The sequence below is a fragment of the Pseudomonas fluorescens genome, assembly GCF_004683905.1.
Lineage (GTDB): Bacteria > Pseudomonadota > Gammaproteobacteria > Pseudomonadales > Pseudomonadaceae > Aquipseudomonas > Aquipseudomonas putida_A.
The window spans coordinates 2396869-2420217 of sequence record NZ_CP038438.1; the positions used below are offsets into that span (position 1 = coordinate 2396869).

General features: G+C 59.6%; 20 protein-coding genes. 7 read left to right on the forward strand and 13 right to left on the reverse strand.

The genetic code is table 11. From position 1 onward, the window contains the following. Positions 1-358 precede the first annotated feature (358 nt). The 8 genes from E4T63_RS10750 to E4T63_RS10785 form a co-directional block, all read right to left on the reverse strand. A complete protein-coding gene (locus E4T63_RS10750) occupies positions 359-1120 on the reverse strand; it encodes a secretin N-terminal domain-containing protein (RefSeq protein WP_096795640.1) in 762 nt (253 codons plus the stop codon). Between the two features lie 243 nt (positions 1121-1363). After that, entirely contained in the window at positions 1364-1789 is a 426-nt protein-coding gene (locus E4T63_RS10755) for a GNAT family N-acetyltransferase (protein WP_003223818.1), read from the reverse strand. Beyond that, positions 1782-2954, reverse strand: coding sequence for a cupin domain-containing protein (locus E4T63_RS10760; protein WP_003223820.1), 1173 nt, complete (start codon positions 2952-2954; stop codon positions 1782-1784). The genes E4T63_RS10755 and E4T63_RS10760 overlap by 8 nt, the downstream gene beginning before the upstream one ends. Positions 2955-3040: 86 nt before the next feature. Further along, on the reverse strand, positions 3041-4411 hold the full coding sequence (purB, locus tag E4T63_RS10765) for an adenylosuccinate lyase (protein ID WP_027614666.1): 1371 nt from the start codon (positions 4409-4411) through the stop codon (positions 3041-3043). Between the two features lie 127 nt (positions 4412-4538). Beyond that, on the reverse strand, positions 4539-5162 hold the full coding sequence (hflD, locus tag E4T63_RS10770; RefSeq protein WP_003223824.1) for a high frequency lysogenization protein HflD: 624 nt from the start codon (positions 5160-5162) through the stop codon (positions 4539-4541). Beyond that, positions 5159-6283: a tRNA 2-thiouridine(34) synthase MnmA gene (gene mnmA / locus E4T63_RS10775; protein ID WP_027614667.1), complete on the reverse strand. Its 1125-nt coding sequence runs from the start codon at positions 6281-6283 to the stop codon at positions 5159-5161. Before mnmA ends, hflD begins: the two co-directional genes overlap by 4 nt. Positions 6284-6342: 59 nt before the next feature. Next, positions 6343-6789, reverse strand: a complete 447-nt coding sequence (locus tag E4T63_RS10780) for an NUDIX hydrolase (RefSeq protein ID WP_007964846.1) — start codon at positions 6787-6789, stop codon at positions 6343-6345. Positions 6790-6986: 197 nt separating this feature from the next. After that, positions 6987-9212: an NADP-dependent isocitrate dehydrogenase gene (locus E4T63_RS10785; protein WP_135295443.1), complete on the reverse strand. Its 2226-nt coding sequence runs from the start codon at positions 9210-9212 to the stop codon at positions 6987-6989. A gap of 481 nt (positions 9213-9693) precedes the next feature. Here E4T63_RS10785 and icd point away from each other — a divergent pair, with 481 nt between their 5' ends. Next, positions 9694-10950: an NADP-dependent isocitrate dehydrogenase gene (gene icd, locus E4T63_RS10795; protein WP_003223831.1), complete on the forward strand. Its 1257-nt coding sequence runs from the start codon at positions 9694-9696 to the stop codon at positions 10948-10950. A gap of 61 nt (positions 10951-11011) precedes the next feature. Here icd and E4T63_RS10800 read toward each other — a convergent pair whose 3' ends face one another. Then, positions 11012-11293 carry a cold shock domain-containing protein gene (locus E4T63_RS10800; RefSeq protein WP_098968501.1) on the reverse strand — a complete coding sequence of 94 codons (282 nt, stop codon included), beginning with the start codon at positions 11291-11293 and terminating at the stop codon, positions 11012-11014. 224 nt (positions 11294-11517) lie between these two features. On the opposite strand from E4T63_RS10800, the gene clpS reads away from it, so the two are divergent. Together clpS and clpA are read left to right on the forward strand one after the other, a co-directional pair. After that, positions 11518-11901 carry an ATP-dependent Clp protease adapter ClpS gene (gene clpS / locus E4T63_RS10805; RefSeq protein WP_098968154.1) on the forward strand — a complete coding sequence of 128 codons (384 nt, stop codon included), beginning with the start codon at positions 11518-11520 and terminating at the stop codon, positions 11899-11901. Positions 11902-11931: 30 nt separating this feature from the next. Continuing rightward, positions 11932-14202, forward strand: a complete 2271-nt coding sequence (clpA, locus tag E4T63_RS10810) for an ATP-dependent Clp protease ATP-binding subunit ClpA (RefSeq protein ID WP_097088113.1) — start codon at positions 11932-11934, stop codon at positions 14200-14202. A 1068-nt stretch (positions 14203-15270) separates the two neighbouring features. Here the strand turns inward: clpA and infA are convergent. The 4 genes from infA to trxB form a co-directional block, all read right to left on the reverse strand. Beyond that, entirely contained in the window at positions 15271-15489 is a 219-nt protein-coding gene (gene infA, locus E4T63_RS10815; RefSeq protein WP_002553999.1) for a translation initiation factor IF-1, read from the reverse strand. 112 nt (positions 15490-15601) lie between these two features. Then, positions 15602-16309 (reverse strand): arginyltransferase, encoded by a 708-nt coding sequence (locus E4T63_RS10820; protein ID WP_027614671.1) that lies wholly within the window; start codon positions 16307-16309, stop codon positions 15602-15604. A gap of 57 nt (positions 16310-16366) precedes the next feature. Further along, positions 16367-17047, reverse strand: coding sequence for a leucyl/phenylalanyl-tRNA--protein transferase (gene aat / locus E4T63_RS10825; RefSeq protein ID WP_047601673.1), 681 nt, complete (start codon positions 17045-17047; stop codon positions 16367-16369). A gap of 62 nt (positions 17048-17109) precedes the next feature. Beyond that, positions 17110-18069: a thioredoxin-disulfide reductase gene (trxB, locus tag E4T63_RS10830; protein ID WP_135295444.1), complete on the reverse strand. Its 960-nt coding sequence runs from the start codon at positions 18067-18069 to the stop codon at positions 17110-17112. Positions 18070-18376: 307 nt separating this feature from the next. Here trxB and E4T63_RS10835 point away from each other — a divergent pair, with 307 nt between their 5' ends. The 4 genes from E4T63_RS10835 (at position 18377) to crcB (ending at position 23342) form a co-directional block, all read left to right on the forward strand. Beyond that, positions 18377-20785: a DNA translocase FtsK gene (locus E4T63_RS10835; RefSeq protein ID WP_098968156.1), complete on the forward strand. Its 2409-nt coding sequence runs from the start codon at positions 18377-18379 to the stop codon at positions 20783-20785. A 67-nt stretch (positions 20786-20852) separates the two neighbouring features. Next, positions 20853-21473, forward strand: a complete 621-nt coding sequence (gene lolA / locus E4T63_RS10840; RefSeq protein ID WP_007966612.1) for an outer membrane lipoprotein chaperone LolA — start codon at positions 20853-20855, stop codon at positions 21471-21473. 172 nt (positions 21474-21645) lie between these two features. Further along, on the forward strand, positions 21646-22968 hold the full coding sequence (locus E4T63_RS10845; RefSeq protein ID WP_098968158.1) for a replication-associated recombination protein A: 1323 nt from the start codon (positions 21646-21648) through the stop codon (positions 22966-22968). Then, entirely contained in the window at positions 22968-23342 is a 375-nt protein-coding gene (gene crcB, locus E4T63_RS10850; protein ID WP_027614675.1) for a fluoride efflux transporter CrcB, read from the forward strand. The genes E4T63_RS10845 and crcB overlap by 1 nt, the downstream gene beginning before the upstream one ends. Positions 23343-23349: the final 7 nt, after the last annotated feature.

Consider the following 23349-nt stretch of genomic DNA (forward strand, 5'->3'; position numbering starts at 1 on the left):
GAACGATGGGCTCGAGGGGAAGTGAGCAGGTAGTGGCGGACTGCGGGCGCATTAGGGCGTCGTGGGCCTTTATACGGTCTACAGCGTGAAGCCGGGTTACCTAATTACGCTTCCGTCCCTCGGGACAACTTCGTTCCAGTCGGCAACCTCGTCAAACACACCTTGTGGGCGGTACAGACACGAAGCGGTTCGCGGGGTAGGTGCGAACGTCGCTTCGAAGGCCCTTGCCAGGGCCTCTGATTAGCGGGAGCGAGGCCATCATGCCTTCGCTTTTTTGGCTCGTCAAACGTTTTGTAGTGCTTTTTTTCAAGCACTACATCTTTCGTCTAATACGACTAATCAGTCAGTTTTCGGTGCTTTAGTCCAGGGCGTCGACTTTGACCCGTAAAGTCATGTCATCTCGGCCTTGAGTCGAGTAGCTGCGGGTCAGGCCCTGTTTGTCGGCCTGAGTCTGGCGATTTACGCCGGCGAGGGTGATCCATTCGCCCAGGCGTCCGCTGACCGTTGTGTCGGTACTTTGCACGTTCACTACATCGGGACGTTCCTGGCTCATGCGGTCACGGTTGGTACTGATTGCCAGGTGAACGATGTCGCCGGTGACGCTGGCGGTGACGTAGAAGCCTTGAGTGACGTTACGGTATTGGGTCTGGCTACTGTAGTCGCCGTAGGAGTTGGTCTGGCTGCTGGTGATCGGCACACTTTGGCCGACCTGAATCAGCGCCGGCATGCCGTCGGTGGCCTGTACTTGCTGCACGCCGCCGTCACGGCTGGCGGTGCTGCGGCTGATAATGCGGGTCTGATTCGGCTGCGCGCCGTTGACCGAGTAGCCTTCATCGCCGCGACCGTTGTTTTCATTGGTATCAACCGTGATCAACAGGCGTTTGGGCGCAGTGTCGAGTTGAGTGATCAGCGCCTTCAACTCCTGGATCTTGTCCGGTTCGGCCTTGATGATCAGTTGGTTGCCATAGGCGCTGACCTGACCGTCCTTGCCGATAAAGTCTTGCGCCATCGGCAACATGTCGGCGCTGGTGCGGTAGTTGAGAGGCACGATTTCTGTGGCTGCCATCACCGAAAAACTGCAACCGAGCAGCAGGGTGGTGAGCAGGGTGCGTAGGGACATGTCCGTTATCTCCGCTTTCGAAAGGCTTGATATTGCCAGTTTGTCGGCCCGGGGTGGGGCAAGTTGAATCGTAGACAGCAAAACGCCCCGGCATCGGTTGATGTCGGGGCGTTTTGTGGTGTTCTTGCTGGCCTCTTCGCGAGCAAGCTCGCTCCCACATTGAATCTCTGTCTGACACACAATCTGTGTCTGCTGCAGATCAACTGTGGGAGCGAGCTTGCTCGCGAAAGCCGCGCCGCGGTCTCAGGCCGAATGGCGAACCATATCGACATGCGGAATCCCGGCTTCGAGGAATTCCTCGCTGACCAGGCTGAAGCCCAGGCGCTCATAGAACGCCGTGGCCTGTACCTGGGCGCTGAGCATCTGCTGCTGCAGGCCGCGGGCTTCGGCTTCAGCGATGACCGCTTGCATCAGCGCATCGCCTACCTTCATGCCGCGCCAGTCCTTCAGCACCGAAACCCGGCCAATGTGCCCGTCGGGCAGCAGGCGGGCGGTGCCGATCGGAAAGTCGCCTTCGAACGCCAGAAAATGCACGGCGGTCGCGTCATCGGCGTCCCATTCAAGCTCGGGTGGCACCGATTGTTCGGCGATGAACACCGTTTCACGAATGCGCCGGATCTCGGCGTTGTCCTTTTGCCAGTCTGCGACACGTACGCGAATCTTATTCATCGGCAAATCCCAGGCTGCCTTGTTTGACCAGTTCGCACAGCAGGCCGCGACCGTCTTCGTCGTTCAGCCACTCGCCGAGGTTGTCGACGTGCAGCGCATCGGCGGCGCAGATCATCTTCAGCAGCTCGCGCAGCTTGCCCGGCAGGTAACGGCTCTGGCCGCTGGCGAACAGCAGCAGATCGTCATCGACTTCCGACCAGGCCAGGCGCGCGCTCGGGTTGCGGATCAGCACCGCACCGTCCTGCAGAGCGTTGAGGAAGTCATCTTCTTCAACGTCTTCCGGGCCAACCACCAGTTCCGGGTAGCGTGGCTCGGTCATGTACTGGCCGAACCACGTCAGCAGCAGGCGCTCGTCACTCATGTGTTCGGCGAGCAGGCTTTTCAGGCGGCCGAGTGCATCGTGCTGGATCTGATGTGGATCATCGCTGACCGGCTTCGCATCGGCGTCGGTGTAGCGTTCTTCGTCAGTCAGGAACTGGCTGAGGAAGTCGGTGAAGTGGGTCAGCACTTCCGAGGCGCTTGGCGCACGGAAACCAACCGAGTAGGTCATGCAGTTGTCCACGGCGACACCGCAGTGAGCCAGGCGCGGCGGCAGGTAGAGCATGTCGCCCGGTTCCAGCACCCACTCTTCGGTCTCGTGGAATTCGGCGAGGATGCGCAGATCCGCGTGTTGCAGCAGCGGGCTCTCGGAGTCGCACATCTGGCCGATCTTCCAGTTGCGCTGGCCGTGGCCTTGCAGCAGGAACACGTCGTAATTGTCGAAGTGCGGGCCGACGCTGCCACCCGGGGCGGCGAAGCTGATCATCACGTCATCGACGCGCCAGCTCGGCAGGAAGCGGAAGTTTTCCAGCAGCTCGCTGACTTCCGGGACGAATTGATCAACGGCCTGAACGAGCAGGGTCCACTCTTTTTCCGGCAGCTTGCTGAATTCGTCTTCGGCGAACGGGCCACGACGCAGCTCCCACGGACGCTCGCCGTGCTCGATCACCAGGCGCGACTCGACCTCTTCTTCCAGGGCCAGGCCGGCCAGTTCGTCGGCGTCGATCGGGCTTTCGAAGTCAGGGATGGCCTGACGGATCAGCAGCGGCTTTTTCTGCCAGTAATCGCGCATGAATTCGCGCGCCGTGAGACCGCCCAGAAGTTGAAGAGGAGTATCAGGATTCATGTGTAACCTATTGAAAAAAAGCATTTTTCAGACGGGAATAAAAACGCCCGGCGCGGCCGGGCGTCTCAAACGGGTCAAGCGGTGAATCAGATGCGTTTGGCTTGCGCCACAGCGTTGCCGATGTAGTTGGCCGGGGTCAGCTGTTTCAGCTCGGCTTTCGCTTCGGCTGGCATGTCCAGGCCGTCGATGAAAGTCTGCAGCGCTTCAGGGCTGATGCCCTTGCCGCGGGTCAGTTCTTTGAGCTTTTCGTACGGGTTTTCGATGTTGTAGCGGCGCATCACGGTCTGGATCGGCTCGGCCAATACTTCCCAGCAAGCGTCCAGATCGGCAGCGATCTTGTCAGCGTTCAGCTCAAGCTTGCTGATGCCTTTGAGGCTGGCTTCGTAGGCGATCACGCTGTGAGCGAAGCCCACACCGAGGTTGCGCAGTACGGTGGAGTCGGTCAGGTCGCGCTGCCAGCGGGAGATCGGCAGTTTGCTCGCCAGGTGCTGGAACAGTGCATTGGCGATGCCCAGGTTGCCTTCGGAGTTTTCGAAGTCGATCGGGTTGACCTTGTGCGGCATGGTCGACGAACCGATTTCGCCAGCGATGGTGCGCTGTTTGAAATAACCCAGGGAAATGTAGCCCCAGATGTCACGGTCGAAGTCGATCAGGATGGTGTTGAAGCGCGCGATCGCGTCGAACAGCTCGGCGATGTAGTCATGCGGTTCGATCTGCGTGGTGTACGGGTTGAAGCCCAGGCCCAGTTCGTCTTCGATGAAGGCGCGGGCGTTGGCTTCCCAGTCGATCTGCGGGTAGGCCGACAGGTGCGCGTTGTAGTTGCCTACGGCGCCATTGATCTTGCCCAGCAGCGGCACGGCAGCGACTTGAGCGATCTGACGCTCGAGACGGTAAACCACGTTCGCCAGCTCTTTACCCAGAGTAGTCGGGGAGGCCGGTTGGCCGTGGGTGCGCGACAGCATCGGCACGTCGGCGAAACGGATCGCCAGTTCGCGGATGGCGTTGGCAGTCTGGCGCATCAGCGGCAGCATCACGTCGTCACGGCCTTCGCGCAGCATCAGGGCGTGGGACAGGTTGTTGATGTCTTCACTGGTGCAGGCAAAGTGGATGAACTCGCTGACCTTGGCCAGCTCCGGCAGCTTGGCCGCCTGCTCCTTGAGCAGGTATTCGATCGCCTTGACGTCGTGGTTGGTGGTGCGCTCGATCTCTTTGACGCGCTCAGCGTGCTCCAGCGAGAAGTTTTCAGCCAGTTCATTGAGAACGGCGTTGGCCTCGGCGGAGAAGGCTGGCACTTCCGGGATACCGGCGTGGGCGGCCAGGCGCTGGAGCCAGCGCACTTCAACCAGGACGCGGGCACGGATCAGGCCGTACTCGCTGAAAATCGGGCGCAGGGCCTGGGTTTTGCCGGCGTAGCGGCCGTCAACAGGGGAAACCGCAGTGAGCGAAGAGAGCTGCATGGGGTGTTCTCGGACAGTCGGGCAACGAAATGGGGCGCGTATCATACATGAAAAAATCCGCCGGTCCGTTGCCAACTGACCGGCGTATTACGCGCTACAGACTACAAAACTTTTATTGCGCGACGATTTACTCGCTGCGCATCAACGGATACAGCTCTTTGAGCAGCTTGCGCCGACTGATCACCAACTGCCAGCGGTGGCCGCCGAGCTGCCGCCACAGGCGTGCCGAACGGATGCCGGCCAGCAGCAGGGCGCGGATCTTCGAAGCGTTGCTCGGTTGCTGCAGGTTGCGCATGTCGCCATGCACCTGAATCCGCTGGCGCAGGGTGCTCAGAGTATCCTGATACAGCGCACCGCAGGCGGCGATCACGTTTTCGTGGGCCGGGCCGAAGTGCTCGACCTGCGACTGGATCTGCGGCAGGCGTTTGCCGATGGTGTCGAGCATGTCGTCACGTTTGGCCAGTTGGCGTTCCAGACCGAGCATCGACAGGGCATAGCGCAACGGCTCGCGCTGCAGGGTGCTCGGGTCGCGCTCGAGCGCGCCGATCAATGCCCGATAACCCTCGCGCAGATTGAGGTCGTCGCCGCCGTACACATCCAGTGTGTCCTTCGGGTCGCGTACCAGCAGGCTGCCGAGCATGCAGCTCAGGCCGGCCTCGCTGGTCTGACCGGTCTTGGCGATGCGGTCGACCAGCACGGCGGCGAGAAACACCCCGCCCAGCGCCGTCAGTTGCTCCTGAGTCGGGCTCATGCCTGGCCGCTCCACGGCTCGGCAACTTCGATCACGCCGCCACCGAGGCAGATTTCACCGTCATAGAACACCACGGACTGGCCCGGGGTCACCGCGCGTTGCGGTTCGTCGAACACGGCGCGGTAGCCGTTTTCGGTTTTTTCCAGGGTGCAAGCCTGATCGCTCTGGCGATAACGCACTTTGGCAGTGAGCCGCAGTGGCTGGCTCAGGTCGATCGGGTTGACCCAATAGATTTCCGAAGCGAGCAGGGCGCTGGAGAACAGCCACGGATGGTTGTTGCCCTGGCCGACGATAAGCTCGTTAGTGTCCAGATCCTTGCGCAGCACGTACCACGGCTCGTCGCCCGCGTCTTTCAGGCCGCCGATACCCAGGCCCTGACGCTGACCGATGGTGTGGTACATCAAGCCGTGGTGACGGCCGATGACTTCGCCTTCAGTGGTCTTGATCTCGCCCGGTTGCGCCGGCAAGTATTGCTTGAGGAAATCGCTGAAACGTCGCTCGCCGATGAAGCAGATCCCGGTGGAATCCTTCTTCTTGGCGGTCGCCAGCTCGTATTTCTCGGCAATGGCGCGCACTTCGGGCTTTTCCAGTTCACCGACCGGGAACAGGGTCTTGGCGATCTGTTCGCCGCCGACAGCGTGCAGGAAGTAGCTCTGGTCCTTGTTCGGATCGAGGCCCTTGAGCAGTTCGGTACGACCATCGATGTCGCGACGGCGCACGTAGTGGCCGGTGGCGATCAGGTCGGCGCCAAGCATCATGGCGTAGTCGAGGAACGCCTTGAACTTGATCTCGCGGTTGCACAGGATGTCCGGGTTCGGCGTGCGACCGGCCTTGTATTCGGCCAGGAAGTGCTCGAACACGTTGTCCCAGTACTCGGCGGCGAAGTTGGCGGTGTGCAGCTTGATGCCGATCTTGTCGCACACGGCCTGGGCATCCGCCAGGTCGTCCATGGCGGTGCAGTATTCCGTTCCGTCGTCTTCTTCCCAGTTCTTCATGAACAGGCCTTCCACCTCGTAACCCTGCTCGATCAGCAGGAGAGCGGAAACGGAAGAGTCCACGCCGCCGGACATGCCGACAATGACGCGCTTCTTGGATGTGTCAGAAGGGGCTGGATCACGCATAGGGATTCAATGAGTGTCTTGAAAAAGGACGCGATTCTAGCAGGCTCACGGCCTCAAGGCTAAAGAGAAGGGCGGATCAGTTCGAGACTGAAGTGATGGCCGGCCAGATAGTCGTCGATGCAACGGATGATCAGCTCGCTGCGCCAGTTGTCGCGCTGAGCGATTAATTCGCTACGGGTCAACCACTTGGCGCCGACGATGCCGTCGTCCAGTTGATAGTCGGGGTGGTGTTTCACTGCTTTGGCGCTGAAGCACACGCGTTGATACGTCACGCCGTTGCTCGGCGCGGTATACAGATAAATGCCGATTACGCCGGTGGGTTCGACGTCCCAGCCGGTTTCCTCAAGGGTTTCGCGGATGGCGGCGTCGATCAGGGTCTCGTTCGGGTCCAGATGACCGGCCGGCTGGTTGAGCACGTTACGCCCGGCCTTGTGTTCTTCGACCATCAGGAAGCGACCGTTGTCTTCGACGATGGTGGCAACGGTGATGTGGGGGAGCCATTCCATAAATCTTCCTCAATCTATTGGTTAAACCCCAATCCCCTGTGGGAGCGGGCTTGCTCGCGAAAGCGGTGGGTCAGTCAATGACGATGTTGAATGATAAACCGCATTCGCGAGCAAGCCCGCTCCCACAGGGGGTTCGTGTTGTATTCGGAAACAGAAACCCCGGCACTGGGCCGGGGCTTCTTTGCAGCATTACAAGCTTAAACCAGCGCAGCAATCGCCGCGTTGAAGGTTGCGCTTGGGCGCATGGCCTTGCTGATCAGCTCGGCGTCGGCGTGGTAGTAACCGCCGATGTCCACTGGCTTGCCCTGCACGGCGTTGAGCTCGGCAACGATGGTCGCCTCGTTCTCGGTCAGGGTTTTGGCCAGGGTCGCGAACTGCGCTTGCAGTGCAGCGTCTTCGGTCTGGGCGGCCAGGGCCTGAGCCCAGTACAGCGCCAGGTAGAAGTGGCTGCCGCGGTTGTCGATGTTGCCGACCTTGCGCGATGGCGACTTGTTGTTGTCGAGGAACTGACCGGTGGCCTGATCCAGGGTTTTCGACAGAACCAGCGCTTTCGGGTTGTTGTAGTTCACACCCAAATGCTCAAGGGACGCTGCCAGAGCCAGGAATTCGCCCAGCGAATCCCAGCGCAGGAAGTTCTCTTCAACCAGTTGCTGCACGTGCTTCGGCGCCGAACCGCCGGCGCCGGTTTCGAACAGGCCACCGCCGTTCATCAGCGGCACGATCGACAGCATCTTGGCGCTGGTGCCCAGTTCCATGATCGGGAACAGGTCGGTCAGGTAGTCGCGCAGTACGTTGCCGGTCACCGAGATGGTGTCCTTGCCTTCGCGGGTGCGCTGCAGGGTGTACTTCATGGCATCGACCGGCGCCATGATCTGGATATCTAGACCAGTGGTGTCGTGATCCTTCAGGTAAGCCTGAACCTTCTCGATCACTACGCCGTCGTGGGCGCGCATCGGGTCCAGCCAGAAGATCGCCGGGGTGCTGCTGGCGCGAGCACGGTTGACGGCCAGTTTGACCCAGTCCTGGATCGGCGCATCTTTGGTCTGGCACATGCGGAAGATGTCGCCGGCTTCAACAGCCTGCTCCATCAGCAGCTTGCCCTTGCTGTCGGTAACGCGAACCACGCCGTCAGCCTTGATCTGGAAGGTCTTGTCGTGCGAGCCGTACTCTTCGGCTTTCTTCGCCATCAGGCCAACGTTTGGCACGCTGCCCATGGTGGTCGGATCGAACGCGCCATTGGCTTTGCAATCTTCGATCACAGCCTGGTAGATGGTTGCGTAGCAACGATCCGGGATCACAGCCTTGGTGTCGTGCAGCTGACCATCGGTGCCCCACATCTTGCCGGAGTCACGGATCATCGCTGGCATCGAGGCGTCGACGATGACGTCGCTCGGCACGTGCAGGTTGGTGATGCCCTTGTCGGAGTTGACCATCGCCAGCGATGGGCGAGCAGCGTAGACCGCTGCGATGTCAGCTTCGATCTGTGCTTGCTGCTCGGCCGGCAGGGCCTTGATGCGCGCGTACAGATCGCCAATGCCGTTGTTCAGGTTGAAGCCGATCTGGGCCAGCACGTCAGCGTGCTTGGTCAGGGCGTCTTTATAGAACTCGGCAACGATCTGGCCGAACATGATCGGGTCGGAGACCTTCATCATGGTCGCTTTCAGGTGAACCGAGAGCAGCACGCCCTGGGCCTTGGCGCTTTCGATTTCAGCGGCGATGAACGCGCGCAGGGCGTTTTTGCTCATCACGGCGCAGTCGAGGATCTCGCCAGCCTGAACGCTGGTTTTTTCTTTCAGGACGGTTGCGTTGCCGTCTTTGGCGATCAGCTCGATTTTCACAGCGTCAGCGGCGTCGATCAGGGCAGCTTTTTCGCTGCCGTAGAAATCGCCGGTGCTCATGTGAGCGACGTGGGACTTGGAGTCTTTGGCCCAGGCGCCCATTTTGTGCGGGTGCTTGCGAGCGTAGTTTTTTACCGACAGCGGAGCGCGGCGGTCGGAGTTGCCTTCACGCAGAACCGGGTTCACGGCGCTGCCCTTGACCTTGTCGTAACGCGCCTTGGCTTCTTTTTCGGCGTCGTTGGTCACGGTTTCCGGGTAGTCCGGCAGGTTGTAACCCTGGGCTTGCAGCTCTTTGATCGCCGCTTGCAGCTGAGGCACCGAAGCACTGATGTTCGGCAGCTTGATGATGTTGGCTTCAGGCGTAACGGCCAGGTCGCCCAGTTCGGCGAGGTGGTCGGCTACGGCTTTGTCGCCCAGTTGCTCGGGGAAGCTGGCCAGGATGCGTGCTGCAAGAGAGATATCGCGGGTTTCCACGGCGATATCGGCCGAGGCGGTGTAAGCCTCGATGATCGGCAGCAGGGAATAGGTGGCGAGGGCTGGAGCTTCGTCGGTGAAGGTATAGATGATCTTCGAGCGGGTGGGCATATTCGGATTAACTCTCTCTTCTTTGCTAAAGCGTGCGCAGAAACTCGAGGGGCGCCGGGTAAGCGCGTTCGTTCAAAGTCATCCATGAACCGAATGTCGAGATTCTTCGCGGTGATGTTGGGTGCATCAGTAGAGCGTCAAGCAGTCGGACTGCGGTAACAACCCGACCAATCAGGCGGAAAGTCTCGTGCTAGAGAGGCCAGCCGTCGTGACCCTTTGGTCAGCGGGCGGCATTATACATAGGTAGCTGGCAATCTGCCGATGGTTCATATGCAACGATTCTCGTCCATTGGTCTAAAGGTCGCAGGGGCGGGTGGGGCGTAGAGTCGCTGCGAATGCTTGAGTTTGGCGCTTTTCCCTTTGCTTTCAGGGTTGTACGAAACCAGATGTGCCCGCGCCGTGAACAGAGGGTTTGCGTGTTGATTTAACTGGGTTACGCTCGAACCAAGCCAGATGTTCAATCCAAACAATGGAGTTCAGCATGGGTTACAAGAAGATTCAGGTTCCAGCCGTCGGCGACAAAATCACCGTCAATGCAGACCATTCTCTCAATGTTCCTGATAACCCGATCATCCCCTTCATCGAAGGTGACGGCATTGGCGTCGACGTCAGCCCGGTGATGATCAAAGTGGTTGATGCTGCCGTGGCCAAGGCCTACGGGGGCAAGCGCAAGATTTCCTGGATGGAGGTTTATGCTGGCGAAAAAGCGACTCAAGTCTATGACCAGGACACCTGGCTGCCCCAGGAAACCCTGGACGCCGTCAAGGATTACGTGGTCTCTATCAAGGGCCCGCTGACCACCCCGGTCGGTGGTGGCATCCGCTCCCTCAACGTGGCCCTGCGCCAGCAACTCGATCTTTATGTCTGCCTGCGTCCCGTGGTGTGGTTCGAAGGTGTGCCGAGCCCGGTGAAAAAGCCTGGCGACGTCGACATGGTGATTTTCCGCGAGAACTCGGAAGACATTTATGCCGGTATCGAATGGAAGGCCGGCTCCCCTGAGGCCACCAAGGTCATCAAGTTTCTGAAAGAAGAAATGGGCGTCACCAAGATCCGTTTCGACCAGGATTGCGGTATCGGCATCAAGCCTGTTTCCAAGGAAGGCACCAAACGTCTGGTGCGCAAGGCCCTGCAATACGTGGTGGACAACGACCGCAAGTCGCTGACCATCGTGCACAAGGGCAACATCATGAAATTCACCGAAGGTGCCTTCAAGGACTGGGGCTACGAGGTGGCGAAGGAAGAATTCGGCGCCGAGCTGCTCGATGGCGGCCCATGGATGAAATTCAAGAACCCGAAAACCGGCCGTGAAGTCATCGTCAAGGACGCCATCGCCGACGCCATGCTTCAGCAGATCCTGCTGCGTCCAGCCGAGTACGACGTAATCGCCACGCTGAACCTCAACGGTGACTACCTCTCCGACGCCCTGGCGGCGGAAGTGGGCGGTATCGGTATCGCGCCGGGCGCCAACCTGTCCGACACCGTGGCCATGTTCGAGGCGACCCACGGTACCGCGCCGAAGTACGCCGGCAAGGACCAGGTCAACCCGGGTTCGGTGATTCTGTCGGCCGAGATGATGTTGCGTCATCTGGGCTGGACCGAAGCAGCGGATCTCATCATCAAGGGCACTAACGGCGCCATCAAGGCCAAGACCGTGACCTATGACTTCGAACGTCTGATGGAAGGCGCCACGCTGGTGTCTTCTTCGGGCTTTGGTGAGGCGATCATCAAGCACATGTAAATCGTGCAGGTACAAAAAAACCGCCTTCGGGCGGTTTTTTCATGACTGGGTGACGGTTGAGTCAGCCTGATACCGTTTCTGTATGAGGGGCATGCATAGCCGCTTCGCCTGCCACGGTTGCCGCTTTGATCTTTACCGCGTGCAGGCCTTTGGGCCCCTGGACGATGTCGAAACTGACGATCTGCCCGGCCTTGAGAGTTTTATACCCGTCCATCTCAATGGCCGAGTAGTGGGCAAAGAAATCGACCTCTTTGCCGTCCTCGTCACGTCCTTCCCGGGCATCGGTGTTGATGAAGCCGAATCCCTTGGCATTGTTGAACCACTTGACCTTGCCGACAGCCATGCTCAAATCCCTCTGCAACAGACTCCATCGCTGGAGTATCATCCAGGACATCCGCAATCTAATCCGTTAAAAGGATTGACTCCGCGGATCTTTTTTACCCACTGTGGGCTCTATTGGTTGTAACACCGTTTTCCCGATAGTCAAGGTGACCGGGCAGTCGGAGTTGAAAAGGTGTACAGCCGCCCCCACCACTGTATTTGCACAACTGACGAACCTTTCTTTCCATGCATGCAATCAGCCAGATTCGACTAACATTCAATCAGGATCGCCCGCTTCTCCAAAAGGATCATCCACAGGAGCACGACGACGATTCGGCAGGCGTTGCTGTTCAGGAAGCAAAGCCTGCGTTACAGGCGCCGCCGATGTACAAGGTGGTTTTGTTCAATGATGACTACACACCGATGGATTTCGTCGTCGAAGTGCTCGAGGTGTTTTTTAACCTGAATCGCGAGCTGGCGACCAAGGTCATGCTGGCCGTTCACACAGAAGGACGGGCAGTATGTGGAGTGTTTACCCGCGACATCGCCGAGACAAAGGCCATGCAGGTCAACCAGTACGCCAGGGAAAGCCAGCATCCGCTACTCTGTGAAATCGAGAAGGACGGTTAATCGCCGACCACTTGGGTATGAGGTGAAGCTATGTTAAACCGCGAGCTCGAAGTCACCCTCAATCTTGCCTTCAAGGAGGCTCGTTCGAAGCGTCATGAATTCATGACCGTCGAACACCTGCTGCTGGCCCTATTGGACAATGAGGCTGCCGCCACCGTATTGCGTGCCTGCGGCGCAAACCTCGACAAACTCAAGCACGACCTGCAGGAGTTCATCGACTCCACCACGCCATTGATCCCCGTCCACGACGAAGATCGCGAAACCCAGCCAACCCTGGGCTTCCAGCGTGTACTGCAACGTGCTGTCTTTCATGTGCAGAGCTCGGGCAAACGCGAAGTAACCGGCGCCAACGTGCTGGTTGCAATCTTCAGTGAGCAAGAGAGTCAGGCCGTATTCCTGCTGAAACAGCAGAGCGTTGCGCGCATTGATGTCGTCAATTACATCGCCCACGGCATTTCCAAAGTGCCAGGGCACGGCGATCACTCTGAAGGTGAACAAGATATGCAGGACGACGAGGGCGGTGAGTCTTCTTCTTCAGGCAATCCGCTGGATGCTTATGCCAGCAATCTCAACGAACTCGCGCGCCAGGGTCGGATCGACCCGCTGGTCGGCCGCGAGATGGAAGTCGAGCGTGTCGCGCAGATTCTCGCGCGTCGGCGCAAGAACAATCCGTTGCTGGTCGGCGAGGCAGGTGTGGGTAAAACCGCGATTGCCGAAGGCCTGGCCAAGCGCATTGTCGACAACCAGGTGCCGGATCTGCTGGCCAACAGCGTCGTCTATTCGCTCGACCTCGGTGCACTGCTCGCAGGCACCAAGTATCGCGGTGATTTCGAGAAGCGCTTCAAGGCGCTGCTCAATGAACTGAAAAAACGTCCGCAGGCGATCCTGTTCATCGACGAGATTCACACCATCATCGGTGCGGGTGCTGCGTCCGGTGGCGTGATGGATGCCTCGAACCTGCTCAAGCCGCTGCTGTCGTCTGGCGACATTCGCTGCATCGGCTCGACCACGTTCCAGGAATTCCGCGGAATCTTCGAGAAGGATCGTGCGCTGGCACGACGCTTCCAGAAGGTCGATGTTGTCGAGCCGTCGGTGGAAGACACCATCGGTATCCTGCGCGGCCTGAAAGGGCGTTTCGAACAGCACCACAACATCGAATACAGCGATGAGTCGTTGCGCGCTGCTGCCGAGCTGGCATCGCGCTACATCAATGACCGGCATATGCCGGACAAGGCCATCGACGTGATCGACGAGGCGGGTGCCTATCAGCGCCTGCAGCCGGTCGAGATGCGCGTCAAACGCATCGAAGTGCCGCAGGTTGAAGACATTGTGGCGAAGATCGCGCGGATTCCGCCAAAACACGTCACCAGCTCCGACAAGGAATTGCTGCGTAACCTGGAGCGCGACCTGAAGCTGACGGTGTTTGGTCAGGATGCGGCGATCGATTCGCTGTCGACCGCGATCAAACTGTCCCGTGCCGGGCTCAAGTCGCCTGACAAGCCAGTCGGCTCGTTCCTGTTCGCAGGTCCTACCGGTGTCGGTAAAACCGAGGCCGCGCGGCAACTGGCCAAGGCGTTGGGTATCGAACTGGTGCGCTTCGACATGTCCGAGTACATGGAGCGCCACACCGTATCGCGTCTGATCGGTGCGCCTCCGGGCTATGTCGGCTTTGATCAGGGCGGTCTGTTGACCGAAGCGATCACCAAGCAACCGCACTGCGTATTGCTGCTCGATGAAATCGAGAAGGCGCATCCGGAAGTCTTCAACCTGCTGCTGCAGGTGATGGACCACGGCACGCTCACCGACAACAACGGGCGCAAGGCGGATTTCCGCAATGTGATCGTGATCATGACCACCAACGCCGGTGCCGAAACCGCGGCGCGTGCTTCGATCGGTTTCACCCATCAGGACCACTCGTCTGATGCGATGGAAGTGATCAAGAAGAGCTTCACGCCGGAGTTCCGTAACCGTCTGGACACCATTATCCAGTTTGGTCGCCTCAGCCATGAGGTCATCAAAAGCGTGGTGGACAAGTTCCTTACCGAACTGCAGGCGCAGTTGGAGGACAAGCGTGTGTTGCTGGAGGTTACCGATGCGGCGCGCAGTTGGCTGGCGGCCGGTGGTTATGACTCGGCGATGGGCGCACGTCCGATGGCGCGTCTGATCCAGGACAAGATCAAGCGTCCGCTGGCGGAGGAGATTCTGTTTGGCGAGCTGGCCGAGCATGGCGGTGTGGTGCACATCGACATCAAGGATGGTGAGTTGACGTTTGACTTCGAAACCACGGCGGAGATGGCCTGACGGTTGTTGGTCTGTTGTAAAGCGAAAGGCGCCTTCGGGCGCCTTTTTTGTTGTCTGGGGTTTTTGGGTGTATATCCGTTGCTGCGGTAACGGCCGCCTAGGGTTCCGCCCTGACGGCGGGTCACTTTTGGCAAACGCCCCAAAAGTAACCAAAAGGGCTTTACCCTGACGTTCGGCCCTCGCTTAGGCTCGGGTTCCTTCGCTGCGGGATTCATCCGGGGGGCAGCGCCTACGGTTTGCTTCGCTGCACCTCCTCTCGCTGTGTTTGGCTGCGCCAAACGGTCGCTGCGCTCCCACCCCGGATAAATCCCTCCACTCAGCCTGCCGACGGGCCCTGAGATCAAAAGCTTTACTCGAGCTAACGCTCATCGTGTTGAGTGGGGCGGCTTCGCCGCAGGGTTGCACGCTCTCTGAATTGTAGGAGCCAGCCTGCTGGCGATGGCGGCCTGACAGCCGACCAATCTCTTGCTGATGCACCCGGCCCAATTGTGGGAGCTGGCCTGCCAGCGATGGCGGCCGACCAGCCTACCAATCTCCAACTGCCTACCCCAATCCACTGTGGGAGCGGGCTTGCTCGCGAAGGCGGCCTGCCAGCCGACCAAACTCCAAATGAAAACACCCAATCCCATGTAGGAACTGCCGAAGGCTGTGATCTTTTGATCTGCTTTGGCTTTGGCTTTTGATGTGGCTTTTGATGTGGCTTTTGATCTTCAACCCCTTCGGCAGGCCGAGCGTAGGTGTCCATCAGGGGGGTGGGCGCGCAGCGCCATGCGGCGAAGCCGCATCCATCGAGAGGAGGTGCAGCGAAGCAAACCGGAGGCGATGCCCCCTGATGGGCACCGTAGCGAGGGAACACTGAGCCTCAGCGAAGTGCCGTACGCCGGGGGTAGCCTTTTTGGTTACTTTTTCGGCGTTTGGAAAAAGTGACCCGCCGTAAGGGCGGAACCGTAATCAGCAACCACCGCAGCAACGGATATGCTCACAAACCCAAACCCAAACCCAAACCCAAACCCAAATCGCAGACAAACAAAAACGCCCGGCAAAGCCGGGCGTCTTGTATTGACTTGATTAGCGAGCGCGGTAAGTAATGCGCCCTTTGCTCAAGTCATAGGGCGTCAGCTCGACGCGCACTTTGTCACCGGTAAGAATACGAATGTAGTTCTTGCGCATCTTGCCGGAGATATGCGCGGTTACGACGTGCCCATTTTCCAACTCCACACGAAACATGGTGTTGGGCAGGGTGTCGACGACAGTGCCTTCCATTTCGAAGCTGTCTTCTTTCGACATGCAGTAAAGCCCTCGGTGTCCAATGAATGGCCCGGTGCAACTGCGCCAGGCAAAAGCGGCGTGCATTGTGCCCGAAAAAGGGGGTTTAAGCCAAGGGGTTTACGGCTTGCGATCAGTTAAGAATCACCCAGCGCTGATTAATCAGCAATTCAATGGGGCGATACTGGGTCTTGTAGTTCATCTTTTTGCAGTTCTTGATCCAGTAACCGAGATACACCGCCTCTAGCCCCAGGCGCTGGCTTTCGGTGATTTGCCACAGAATTGCGAAACGCCCCAGGCTGCGGCGTTCCTCGTCAGGTTCGTAGAAGGTATAGACCGCTGACAAGCCATTGGGCAGCAGATCGGTCACCGCGACGGCGAGTAACCGTCCGTCGAGACGAAATTCATAAAAGCGCGAGAAGGGCAGATCGCGCACCAGAAAGGTCGAGAACTGGTCCCGGCTCGGCGGGTACATATCGCCGTCGGCATGGCGCTGCTCGATGTAGCGCTGATACAGATCGAAATATTCTTCGCTGAAGTGCGGTTTTACCGGGCGTACCTGCAGATCGGCATTGCGTTTGAAAATGCGTTTCTGCTGGCGGTTGGGCAGGAACTGCGCCACCGGGATGCGTGCAGGCACGCACGCATTGCAATTCTGGCAATGGGGCCGATACAGATGATCGCCGCTGCGACGAAAACCCATTTCCGACAGGTCTGCGTAGACGTGCACATCCATGGGCTGACTCGGATCGAGAAACAGCGTCGTCGCCTGCTCCTCGGGCAGATAACTGCAGGAATGAGGCTGAGTGGCATAGAACTTCAAGCGCGCCAACTCGGTCATGATCAACCCTCGGGATAAGCTGGTGAATTAAGTGTAAGCCACGCGCGCAAAAGTCGCTCAGCAAACCCAGGTGGCACGACTCGGTTGATCCAGGTGGCGAGCCAGATAGTCGGCGAATTCGTGGCGGGGGATCGCGCGGGCGCCGAGGCTGTGCAGATGATCGGTCGGCATCTGGCAGTCAATCAGAACGAATCCAGCGTCTTTCAAATGCTGCACCAGCGTGGCAAAGCCGAATTTGGAGGCGTTGTCGGCGCGGCTGAACATCGATTCGCCGAAAAACAGCTGACCCATCGCCAGGCCATACAGGCCGCCGACCAGTTGGCCCTGATCCCAGACCTCGACCGAGTGGGCGAAGCCGCGGCGGTGCAGTTCGAGGTAGGCGTCCTGCATCGCTTCGGTGATCCAGGTGCCGTCGGCGTAATCCCTGGGGGCGGCGCAGGCACGAATCACGGCGTCGAAATCCTGATCGAAGGTCACCTGGTAGCGTTGTTTGCGCAGCAGTTTGCCGAGGCTGCGCGAGACATGCAGTTCGTCGGGAAACAGCACGGTGCGTGGGTCCGGCGACCACCAGAGGATCGGCTGGCCTTCGGAGAACCACGGAAAACAGCCGTGCCGGTAAGCCTGCACCAGCCGATCGGCGGACAGATCGCCACCGGCAGCCAGCAATCCATTGGGATCGCGCATGGCCTTTTCCAGGGGCGGGAAGGTCAGGGAATTGCGTTGTAACCAAGTCAGCATGGCGTCCAGGCTTGCAGAAGGGGAGGGCAGTGCGGGCATCAGGCCCGCGATAAAGTGTGCCGTTAAATGACAGGAATGTCGTCCAGATACTTCTCCGCGTCCAGTGCCGCCATGCAGCCGGCGCCGGCCGAGGTCACGGCCTGGCGGTAGACGTGGTCGGCCACATCGCCGGCAGCGAAGACGCCGGGGATCTCTGTGGAGGTGGCGTCGCCGTCGCTGCCGCCCTTGACCAGCAGGTAGCCGTCGCGCATTGGCAACTGACCCTGAAACAGGTCGGTGTTGGGTTTGTGGCCGATGGCGATGAACACGCCGGCCAGTGTCAGTTCGCGGGTCTGCCCGCTGTGGCTGTCACGCAGGCGCGCACCGGTCACGCCGCTGGCATCGCCCAGCACTTCGTCCAGATTCTGGTTCCAGTGCAGGCGAACGTTGCCGTTGGCGGCTTTTTCGAACAGTTTGTCCTGAAGGATTTTCTCCGAGCGCAATTTGTCGCGGCGATGGATCAAATGCACCTCTCTGGCGATGTTCGACAGGTACAGCGCCTCCTCGACAGCGGTATTGCCGCCGCCCACCACGGCGACCACCTGATTGCGATAGAAGAAGCCGTCACAGGTCGCGCACGCCGAAACCCCTTTGCCGGCGAAGGCTTCTTCCGAAGGTAGACCCAGATACTGCGCCGAGGCGCCGGTGGCGATGATCAGCGCGTCGCAGGTGTAAGTGCCGCTGTCGCCAATGAGTTCGAACGGGCGCTGCTGCAACTTGGCGGTGTGGATGTGGTCGTAAACGATCTCTGTGGCAAAGCGCTCGGCGTGTTTTTGCATGCGCTCCATCAGCGCCGGACCGGTCAGGCCTTCGACGTCGCCAGGCCAGTTGTCGACTTCGACGGTGGTGGTGAGCTGACCACCGGCCTGCAGCCCGGTAATCACCACCGGTTTGAGGTTGGCACGGGCGGCGTACACGGCGGCGCTGTAACCGGCAGGGCCGGAGCCGAGAATGATCAGGCGTGAATGCTTCGCTGCGTTCATCAAATACACCTCATAAGCCTTTGTCACATAAGACAATGCATGCTCAAATTGAAACGCAGTATTTGTGCGCTTGGCTATGCTCAGCTATGGGTTGAAGCATGGCATCAGCCGCACAAACCCGTACAATGCCGGGCTGTTACAGAATATTTGTAGAGCGCTGTGTTTATGGCTGTGTTTATAAAAGCTGCGGCACAGTGTTAAAAGTAGTCTCAGATGCGCCGGTTCACTTTTTTACCTGCCTGGATTGGGCAGTTTTTTATCGACATTCAATAGATGGACGCGCCCCGGGCGCAGGAAAAGAAGCGTTTTGAAGAAATCCACCGCAGCACCAAAAACAGTCGTTCCGCTCTGGCGCCAGCAATTGCACTACCGGCTCAAGGAAGGTGCATTGATCGCCATCGGAGCCTTGTGCCTGTTCCTGATGATGGCCTTGCTGACCTACGGCAAGGACGATCCGGGCTGGAGCCACAACAGCAAGATCGACGATGTGCAGAATTTCGGCGGCCCCGCCGGTTCTTACAGCGCCGACATCCTGTTCATGGTGCTGGGTTACTTCGCGTACATCTTCCCGCTGCTGCTGGCGGTCAAGGCGTATCAGATCTTCCGTCAACGCCACGAGCCGTGGCAGTGGAGCGGCTGGCTGTTCTCCTGGCGCCTGATTGGTCTGGTGTTTCTGGTGCTGTCGGGCGCCGCGCTGGCGCATATCCATTTTCATGCGGCCACCGGCCTGCCGGCGGGCGCCGGCGGGGCGCTGGGCGAAAGTCTCGGTGATCTGGCGCGTAACGCGCTGAATATCCAGGGCAGCACGCTGCTGTTCATTGCACTGTTCCTGTTCGGCCTGACCGTATTCACTGACCTGTCGTGGTTCAAGGTGATGGACGTCACCGGCAAGATCACCCTCGACCTGTTCGAACTGTTCCAGGGCGCGATCAACCGCTGGTGGTCGGCGCGTACCGAGCGTAAGCAACTGGTTGCGCAGCTGCGTGAAGTCGATGATCGCGTCCACGACGTGGTGGCGCCGACCGTTACCGACAAGCGTGAACAGGCCAAGGTCAAGGAGCGCCTCATCGAGCGCGAACAGGCCCTGAGCAAGCACATGTCCGATCGCGAGAAGCAGGTGCCGCCGGTTATCGCCCCGGCTCCGGTCAAGGCGCCCGAGCCAAGCAAGCGTGTGCAGAAAGAGAAACAGGTGCCGTTGTTCGTCGACAGCGCCGTGGAAGGCACCTTGCCGCCGATCTCGATCCTCGATCCTGCGGAAAAGAAACAACTCAACTATTCGCCGGAATCCCTGGCAGCAGTCGGCCACTTGCTGGAGATCAAGCTCAAGGAATTCGGCGTCGAAGTCACCGTGGACTCGATCCACCCGGGCCCGGTGATTACCCGTTACGAAATCCAGCCTGCAGCCGGCGTCAAAGTCAGCCGCATCGCCAACCTGGCGAAAGACCTTGCACGTTCGCTGGCCGTGACCAGTGTGCGGGTGGTCGAGGTGATTCCGGGCAAGACCACGGTCGGTATCGAGATCCCCAACGAAGACCGGCAGATCGTGCGTTTCTCCGAAGTGCTGTCGACCCCCGAGTACGACAACTTCAAGTCGCCGGTCACCCTGGCCCTGGGCCACGACATCGGCGGCAAACCGGTCATCACCGACCTGGCGAAGATGCCGCACCTGCTGGTCGCCGGTACCACTGGCTCCGGTAAGTCGGTGGGCGTGAACGCGATGATCCTGTCGATCCTGTTCAAATCCGGGCCGGACGACGCCAAACTGATCATGATCGACCCGAAAATGCTCGAGCTGTCGATCTACGAAGGCATTCCGCACCTGCTGTGTCCGGTAGTGACCGACATGAAAGACGCTGCCAACGCCCTGCGCTGGAGCGTTGCCGAGATGGAACGTCGCTACAAGCTGATGGCGAAGATGGGCGTGCGTAACCTGTCCGGCTTCAACGCCAAGGTCAAGGAAGCGCAGGATGCCGGCGAGCCGTTGAGCGATCCGTTGTACAAGCGCGAAAGCATTCACGACGAAGCGCCGCTGCTGCAGAAGCTGCCGACCATCGTCGTGGTGGTCGACGAATTCGCCGACATGATGATGATCGTCGGCAAGAAGGTTGAAGAACTGATTGCGCGTATCGCACAGAAAGCGCGTGCCGCCGGTATTCACCTGATCCTCGCGACCCAGCGACCTTCGGTGGACGTGATCACCGGTCTGATCAAGGCCAACATTCCGACGCGTATGGCGTTCCAGGTGTCGAGCAAGATCGACTCGCGGACCATCATCGACCAGGGTGGCGCCGAACAACTGCTCGGTCACGGTGACATGCTCTACATGCCACCGGGCACCAGCCTGCCGATCCGGGTGCACGGCGCGTTCGTTTCCGACGATGAAGTGCACCGCGTGGTCGAAGCCTGGAAACTGCGTGGCGCACCGGAATACAACGATGACATCCTCAACGGTGTCGAAGAGGCGGGCAGCGGTTTCGAAGGCAGCAGCGGTGGCGGTGACGGTGATGATCCGGAAGCCGACGCGCTGTATGACGAAGCCGTACAGTTCGTCCTGGAAAGCCGCCGGGCGTCGATTTCCGCGGTACAGCGCAAGCTGAAGATTGGTTACAACCGCGCTGCGCGCATGATCGAAGCCATGGAAATGGCCGGGGTCGTCACCTCAATGAACACCAACGGTTCGCGTGAAGTTCTGGCCCCGGGCCCGGTTCGCGACTGATTGCAAAAGCAAAGGGCGGGACAATGATGTGCCGCCGCTCTCCCAACGAGTATTCAAGAGGACTCCCATGCGTCTTATCCGCATGCTGTTGCCAGTACTGGCGCTGACCACGTTCACGGCCCACGCCGACGACAAGGACGTGGCGCGTCTGACCCAATTGCTGGAAACATCGAAAACCCTGACCGCGAACTTCTCGCAGCTGACCCTCGACGGCAGCGGCACGCAGTTGCAGGAAACTCGCGGTGATATGGTTCTGCAGCGTCCGGGCCTGTTCTACTGGCACACCGAAGCGCCAAACGAGCAGACCATGGTCTCTGATGGCAAGAAGGTCACCCTGTGGGACCCGGATCTGGAGCAGGCAACCATCAAGAAGCTCGACGAGCGTCTGACCCAGACCCCGGCGCTGCTGCTGTCCGGTGACGTGTCGAAGATCAGCCAGAGCTTCGAGATCAGCGCGAAAGAGGCAGGTGGCGTGATCGACTTCACCCTCAAGCCGAAGACCAAGGACACCCTGTTCGACAGCCTGCGTCTGTCGTTCCGCAACGGCCTGGTCAATGACATGCAACTGATCGACAGCGTTGGTCAGCGCACCAACATCCTGTTCACCGGGGTCAAGGCCAACGAAGCGGTGTCGGCGTCGAAGTTCAAGTTCGACATCCCGAAGGGTGCTGACGTTATCCAGGAATAAGCCCTCAGCCCTGTAGTTCTGTGAAGGGGCTTTTGTGGCGAGGGGATTCATCCCCGATGGGCTGCGAGCAGCCCCAAAAAAGGTGACTGCTACGCAGTCAGTCGGGGATGAATCCCCTCACCACAGGGTTCTCGACAGGCTTTAAGACAATCAGAGGTTTCAACGCTACGTGATGGATCTGTTTCGCAGTGCACCGATTGCCCAGCCACTGGCCGCGCGTTTGCGTGCGACCAATCTGGATGAGTATGTCGGTCAGGAGCACGTGCTCGCTCGCGGCAAGCCTCTGCGTGAGGCGCTGGAGCAGGGTGCCCTGCATTCGATGATCTTCTGGGGGCCGCCGGGCGTGGGCAAGACCACCCTGGCGCGATTGCTCGCGGAAGTCTCGGATGCGCACTTCGAAACGGTCTCGGCGGTGCTTGCCGGGGTCAAGGAGATCCGTCAGGCCGTTGAAATCGCCAAACAGCAGGCCGGCCAGTACGGCAAGCGCACGATCCTGTTCGTCGATGAAGTGCACCGCTTCAACAAATCGCAGCAGGATGCGTTTCTGCCGTACGTCGAAGACGGCACGCTGATTTTCATCGGTGCCACCACCGAAAACCCTTCATTTGAATTGAACAACGCGCTGTTGTCGCGGGCCCGCGTCTATGTGCTGAAAAGCCTCGACGAGACCGCACTGCTCAAACTGGTACATCGCGCGCTCACCGAAGAGCGCGGGCTGGGCAAGCGCAACCTGACCCTCAGCGATGAAGGCTTCCAGATGCTGCTGTCGGCCGCCGATGGCGATGGCCGGCGCCTGCTCAATCTGCTGGAGAACGCCTCGGATCTGGCCGAAGACAACAGCGAGATGGGCACCGAGTTGCTGCAAAGTCTGCTCGGTGACACCCGACGGCGCTTCGACAAGGGCGGCGAAGCGTTCTACGACCAGATCTCCGCGCTGCACAAATCGGTACGCGGCTCCAACCCCGACGGCGCGCTGTACTGGTTCGCGCGGATGATCGACGGCGGCTGCGATCCGTTGTACCTGGCGCGGCGCGTGGTGCGCATGGCCAGCGAAGACATTGGCAACGCCGACCCGCGCGCCCTGAGCCTGTGCCTGGCGGCGTGGGAGGTGCAGGAGCGCCTCGGCAGCCCGGAAGGCGAGTTGGCGGTGGCTCAGGCCATCACCTATCTGGCCTGTGCACCGAAAAGCAACGCGGTGTACATGGGTTTCAAGACTGCGCTGCGCGCCGCTGCCGAGTACGGTTCGCTGGAAGTGCCGCTGCACTTGCGCAATGCACCGACCAAACTCATGAAACAACTGGGTTACGGCGACGAATACCGCTACGCCCACGACGAACCGGACGCCTATGCCGCCGGCGAAGATTATTTCCCGGAAGAGCTCGAACCGATCCCGTTCTATCAACCGGTGCCCCGTGGCCTGGAATTGAAGATCGGCGAGAAGCTCAACCACCTCGCTCAACTCGACCGTTTAAGCCCAAGACAGCGGAGAAAATAGTGCTTCCATTGATCGTTGCGGTCTCCGTCGGCGGGATTGCCGGCACCCTGTTGCGCTTCGCCACCGGCAATTGGGTCAACGCCAATTGGCCGCGGCACTTCTATACCGCGACGCTGGCCGTTAATATCGTGGGCTGTCTGCTGATTGGCGTGTTGTACGGCCTGTTTTTGATACGCCCGGAGGTGCCGATCGAGGTGCGTGCCGGGTTGATGGTCGGCTTCCTCGGGGGGCTGACGACTTTTTCATCCTTTTCACTGGATACGGTGCGCCTGCTGGAAAGCGGGCAAGTGCCGCTGGCCCTGGGCTATGCGGCGATCAGCGTATTCGGCGGGCTGCTCGCGACGTGGGCCGGCCTGTCCCTGACCAAACTTTGATAACGAG

What these genes read in the sequence shown, in the direction of transcription:
- E4T63_RS10750 (WP_096795640.1), bottom strand. Translation starts at nt 1,120, where the DNA reads ATGTCCCTACGCACCCTGCTCACCACCCTGCTGCTCGGTTGCAGTTTT.
- E4T63_RS10755 (WP_003223818.1), bottom strand. Translation starts at nt 1,789, where the DNA reads ATGAATAAGATTCGCGTACGTGTCGCAGACTGGCAAAAGGACAACGCC.
- E4T63_RS10760 (WP_003223820.1), bottom strand. Translation starts at nt 2,954, where the DNA reads ATGAATCCTGATACTCCTCTTCAACTTCTGGGCGGTCTCACGGCGCGC.
- purB (WP_027614666.1), bottom strand. Translation starts at nt 4,411, where the DNA reads ATGCAGCTCTCTTCGCTCACTGCGGTTTCCCCTGTTGACGGCCGCTAC.
- hflD (WP_003223824.1), bottom strand. Translation starts at nt 5,162, where the DNA reads ATGAGCCCGACTCAGGAGCAACTGACGGCGCTGGGCGGGGTGTTTCTC.
- mnmA (WP_027614667.1), bottom strand. Translation starts at nt 6,283, where the DNA reads ATGCGTGATCCAGCCCCTTCTGACACATCCAAGAAGCGCGTCATTGTC.
- E4T63_RS10780 (WP_007964846.1), bottom strand. Translation starts at nt 6,789, where the DNA reads ATGGAATGGCTCCCCCACATCACCGTTGCCACCATCGTCGAAGACAAC.
- E4T63_RS10785 (WP_135295443.1), bottom strand. Translation starts at nt 9,212, where the DNA reads ATGCCCACCCGCTCGAAGATCATCTATACCTTCACCGACGAAGCTCCA.
- icd (WP_003223831.1), top strand. Translation starts at nt 9,694, where the DNA reads ATGGGTTACAAGAAGATTCAGGTTCCAGCCGTCGGCGACAAAATCACC.
- E4T63_RS10800 (WP_098968501.1), bottom strand. Translation starts at nt 11,293, where the DNA reads ATGGCTGTCGGCAAGGTCAAGTGGTTCAACAATGCCAAGGGATTCGGC.
- clpS (WP_098968154.1), top strand. Translation starts at nt 11,518, where the DNA reads ATGCATGCAATCAGCCAGATTCGACTAACATTCAATCAGGATCGCCCG.
- clpA (WP_097088113.1), top strand. Translation starts at nt 11,932, where the DNA reads ATGTTAAACCGCGAGCTCGAAGTCACCCTCAATCTTGCCTTCAAGGAG.
- infA (WP_002553999.1), bottom strand. Translation starts at nt 15,489, where the DNA reads ATGTCGAAAGAAGACAGCTTCGAAATGGAAGGCACTGTCGTCGACACC.
- E4T63_RS10820 (WP_027614671.1), bottom strand. Translation starts at nt 16,309, where the DNA reads ATGACCGAGTTGGCGCGCTTGAAGTTCTATGCCACTCAGCCTCATTCC.
- aat (WP_047601673.1), bottom strand. Translation starts at nt 17,047, where the DNA reads ATGCTGACTTGGTTACAACGCAATTCCCTGACCTTCCCGCCCCTGGAA.
- trxB (WP_135295444.1), bottom strand. Translation starts at nt 18,069, where the DNA reads ATGAACGCAGCGAAGCATTCACGCCTGATCATTCTCGGCTCCGGCCCT.
- lolA (WP_007966612.1), top strand. Translation starts at nt 20,853, where the DNA reads ATGCGTCTTATCCGCATGCTGTTGCCAGTACTGGCGCTGACCACGTTC.
- E4T63_RS10845 (WP_098968158.1), top strand. Translation starts at nt 21,646, where the DNA reads ATGGATCTGTTTCGCAGTGCACCGATTGCCCAGCCACTGGCCGCGCGT.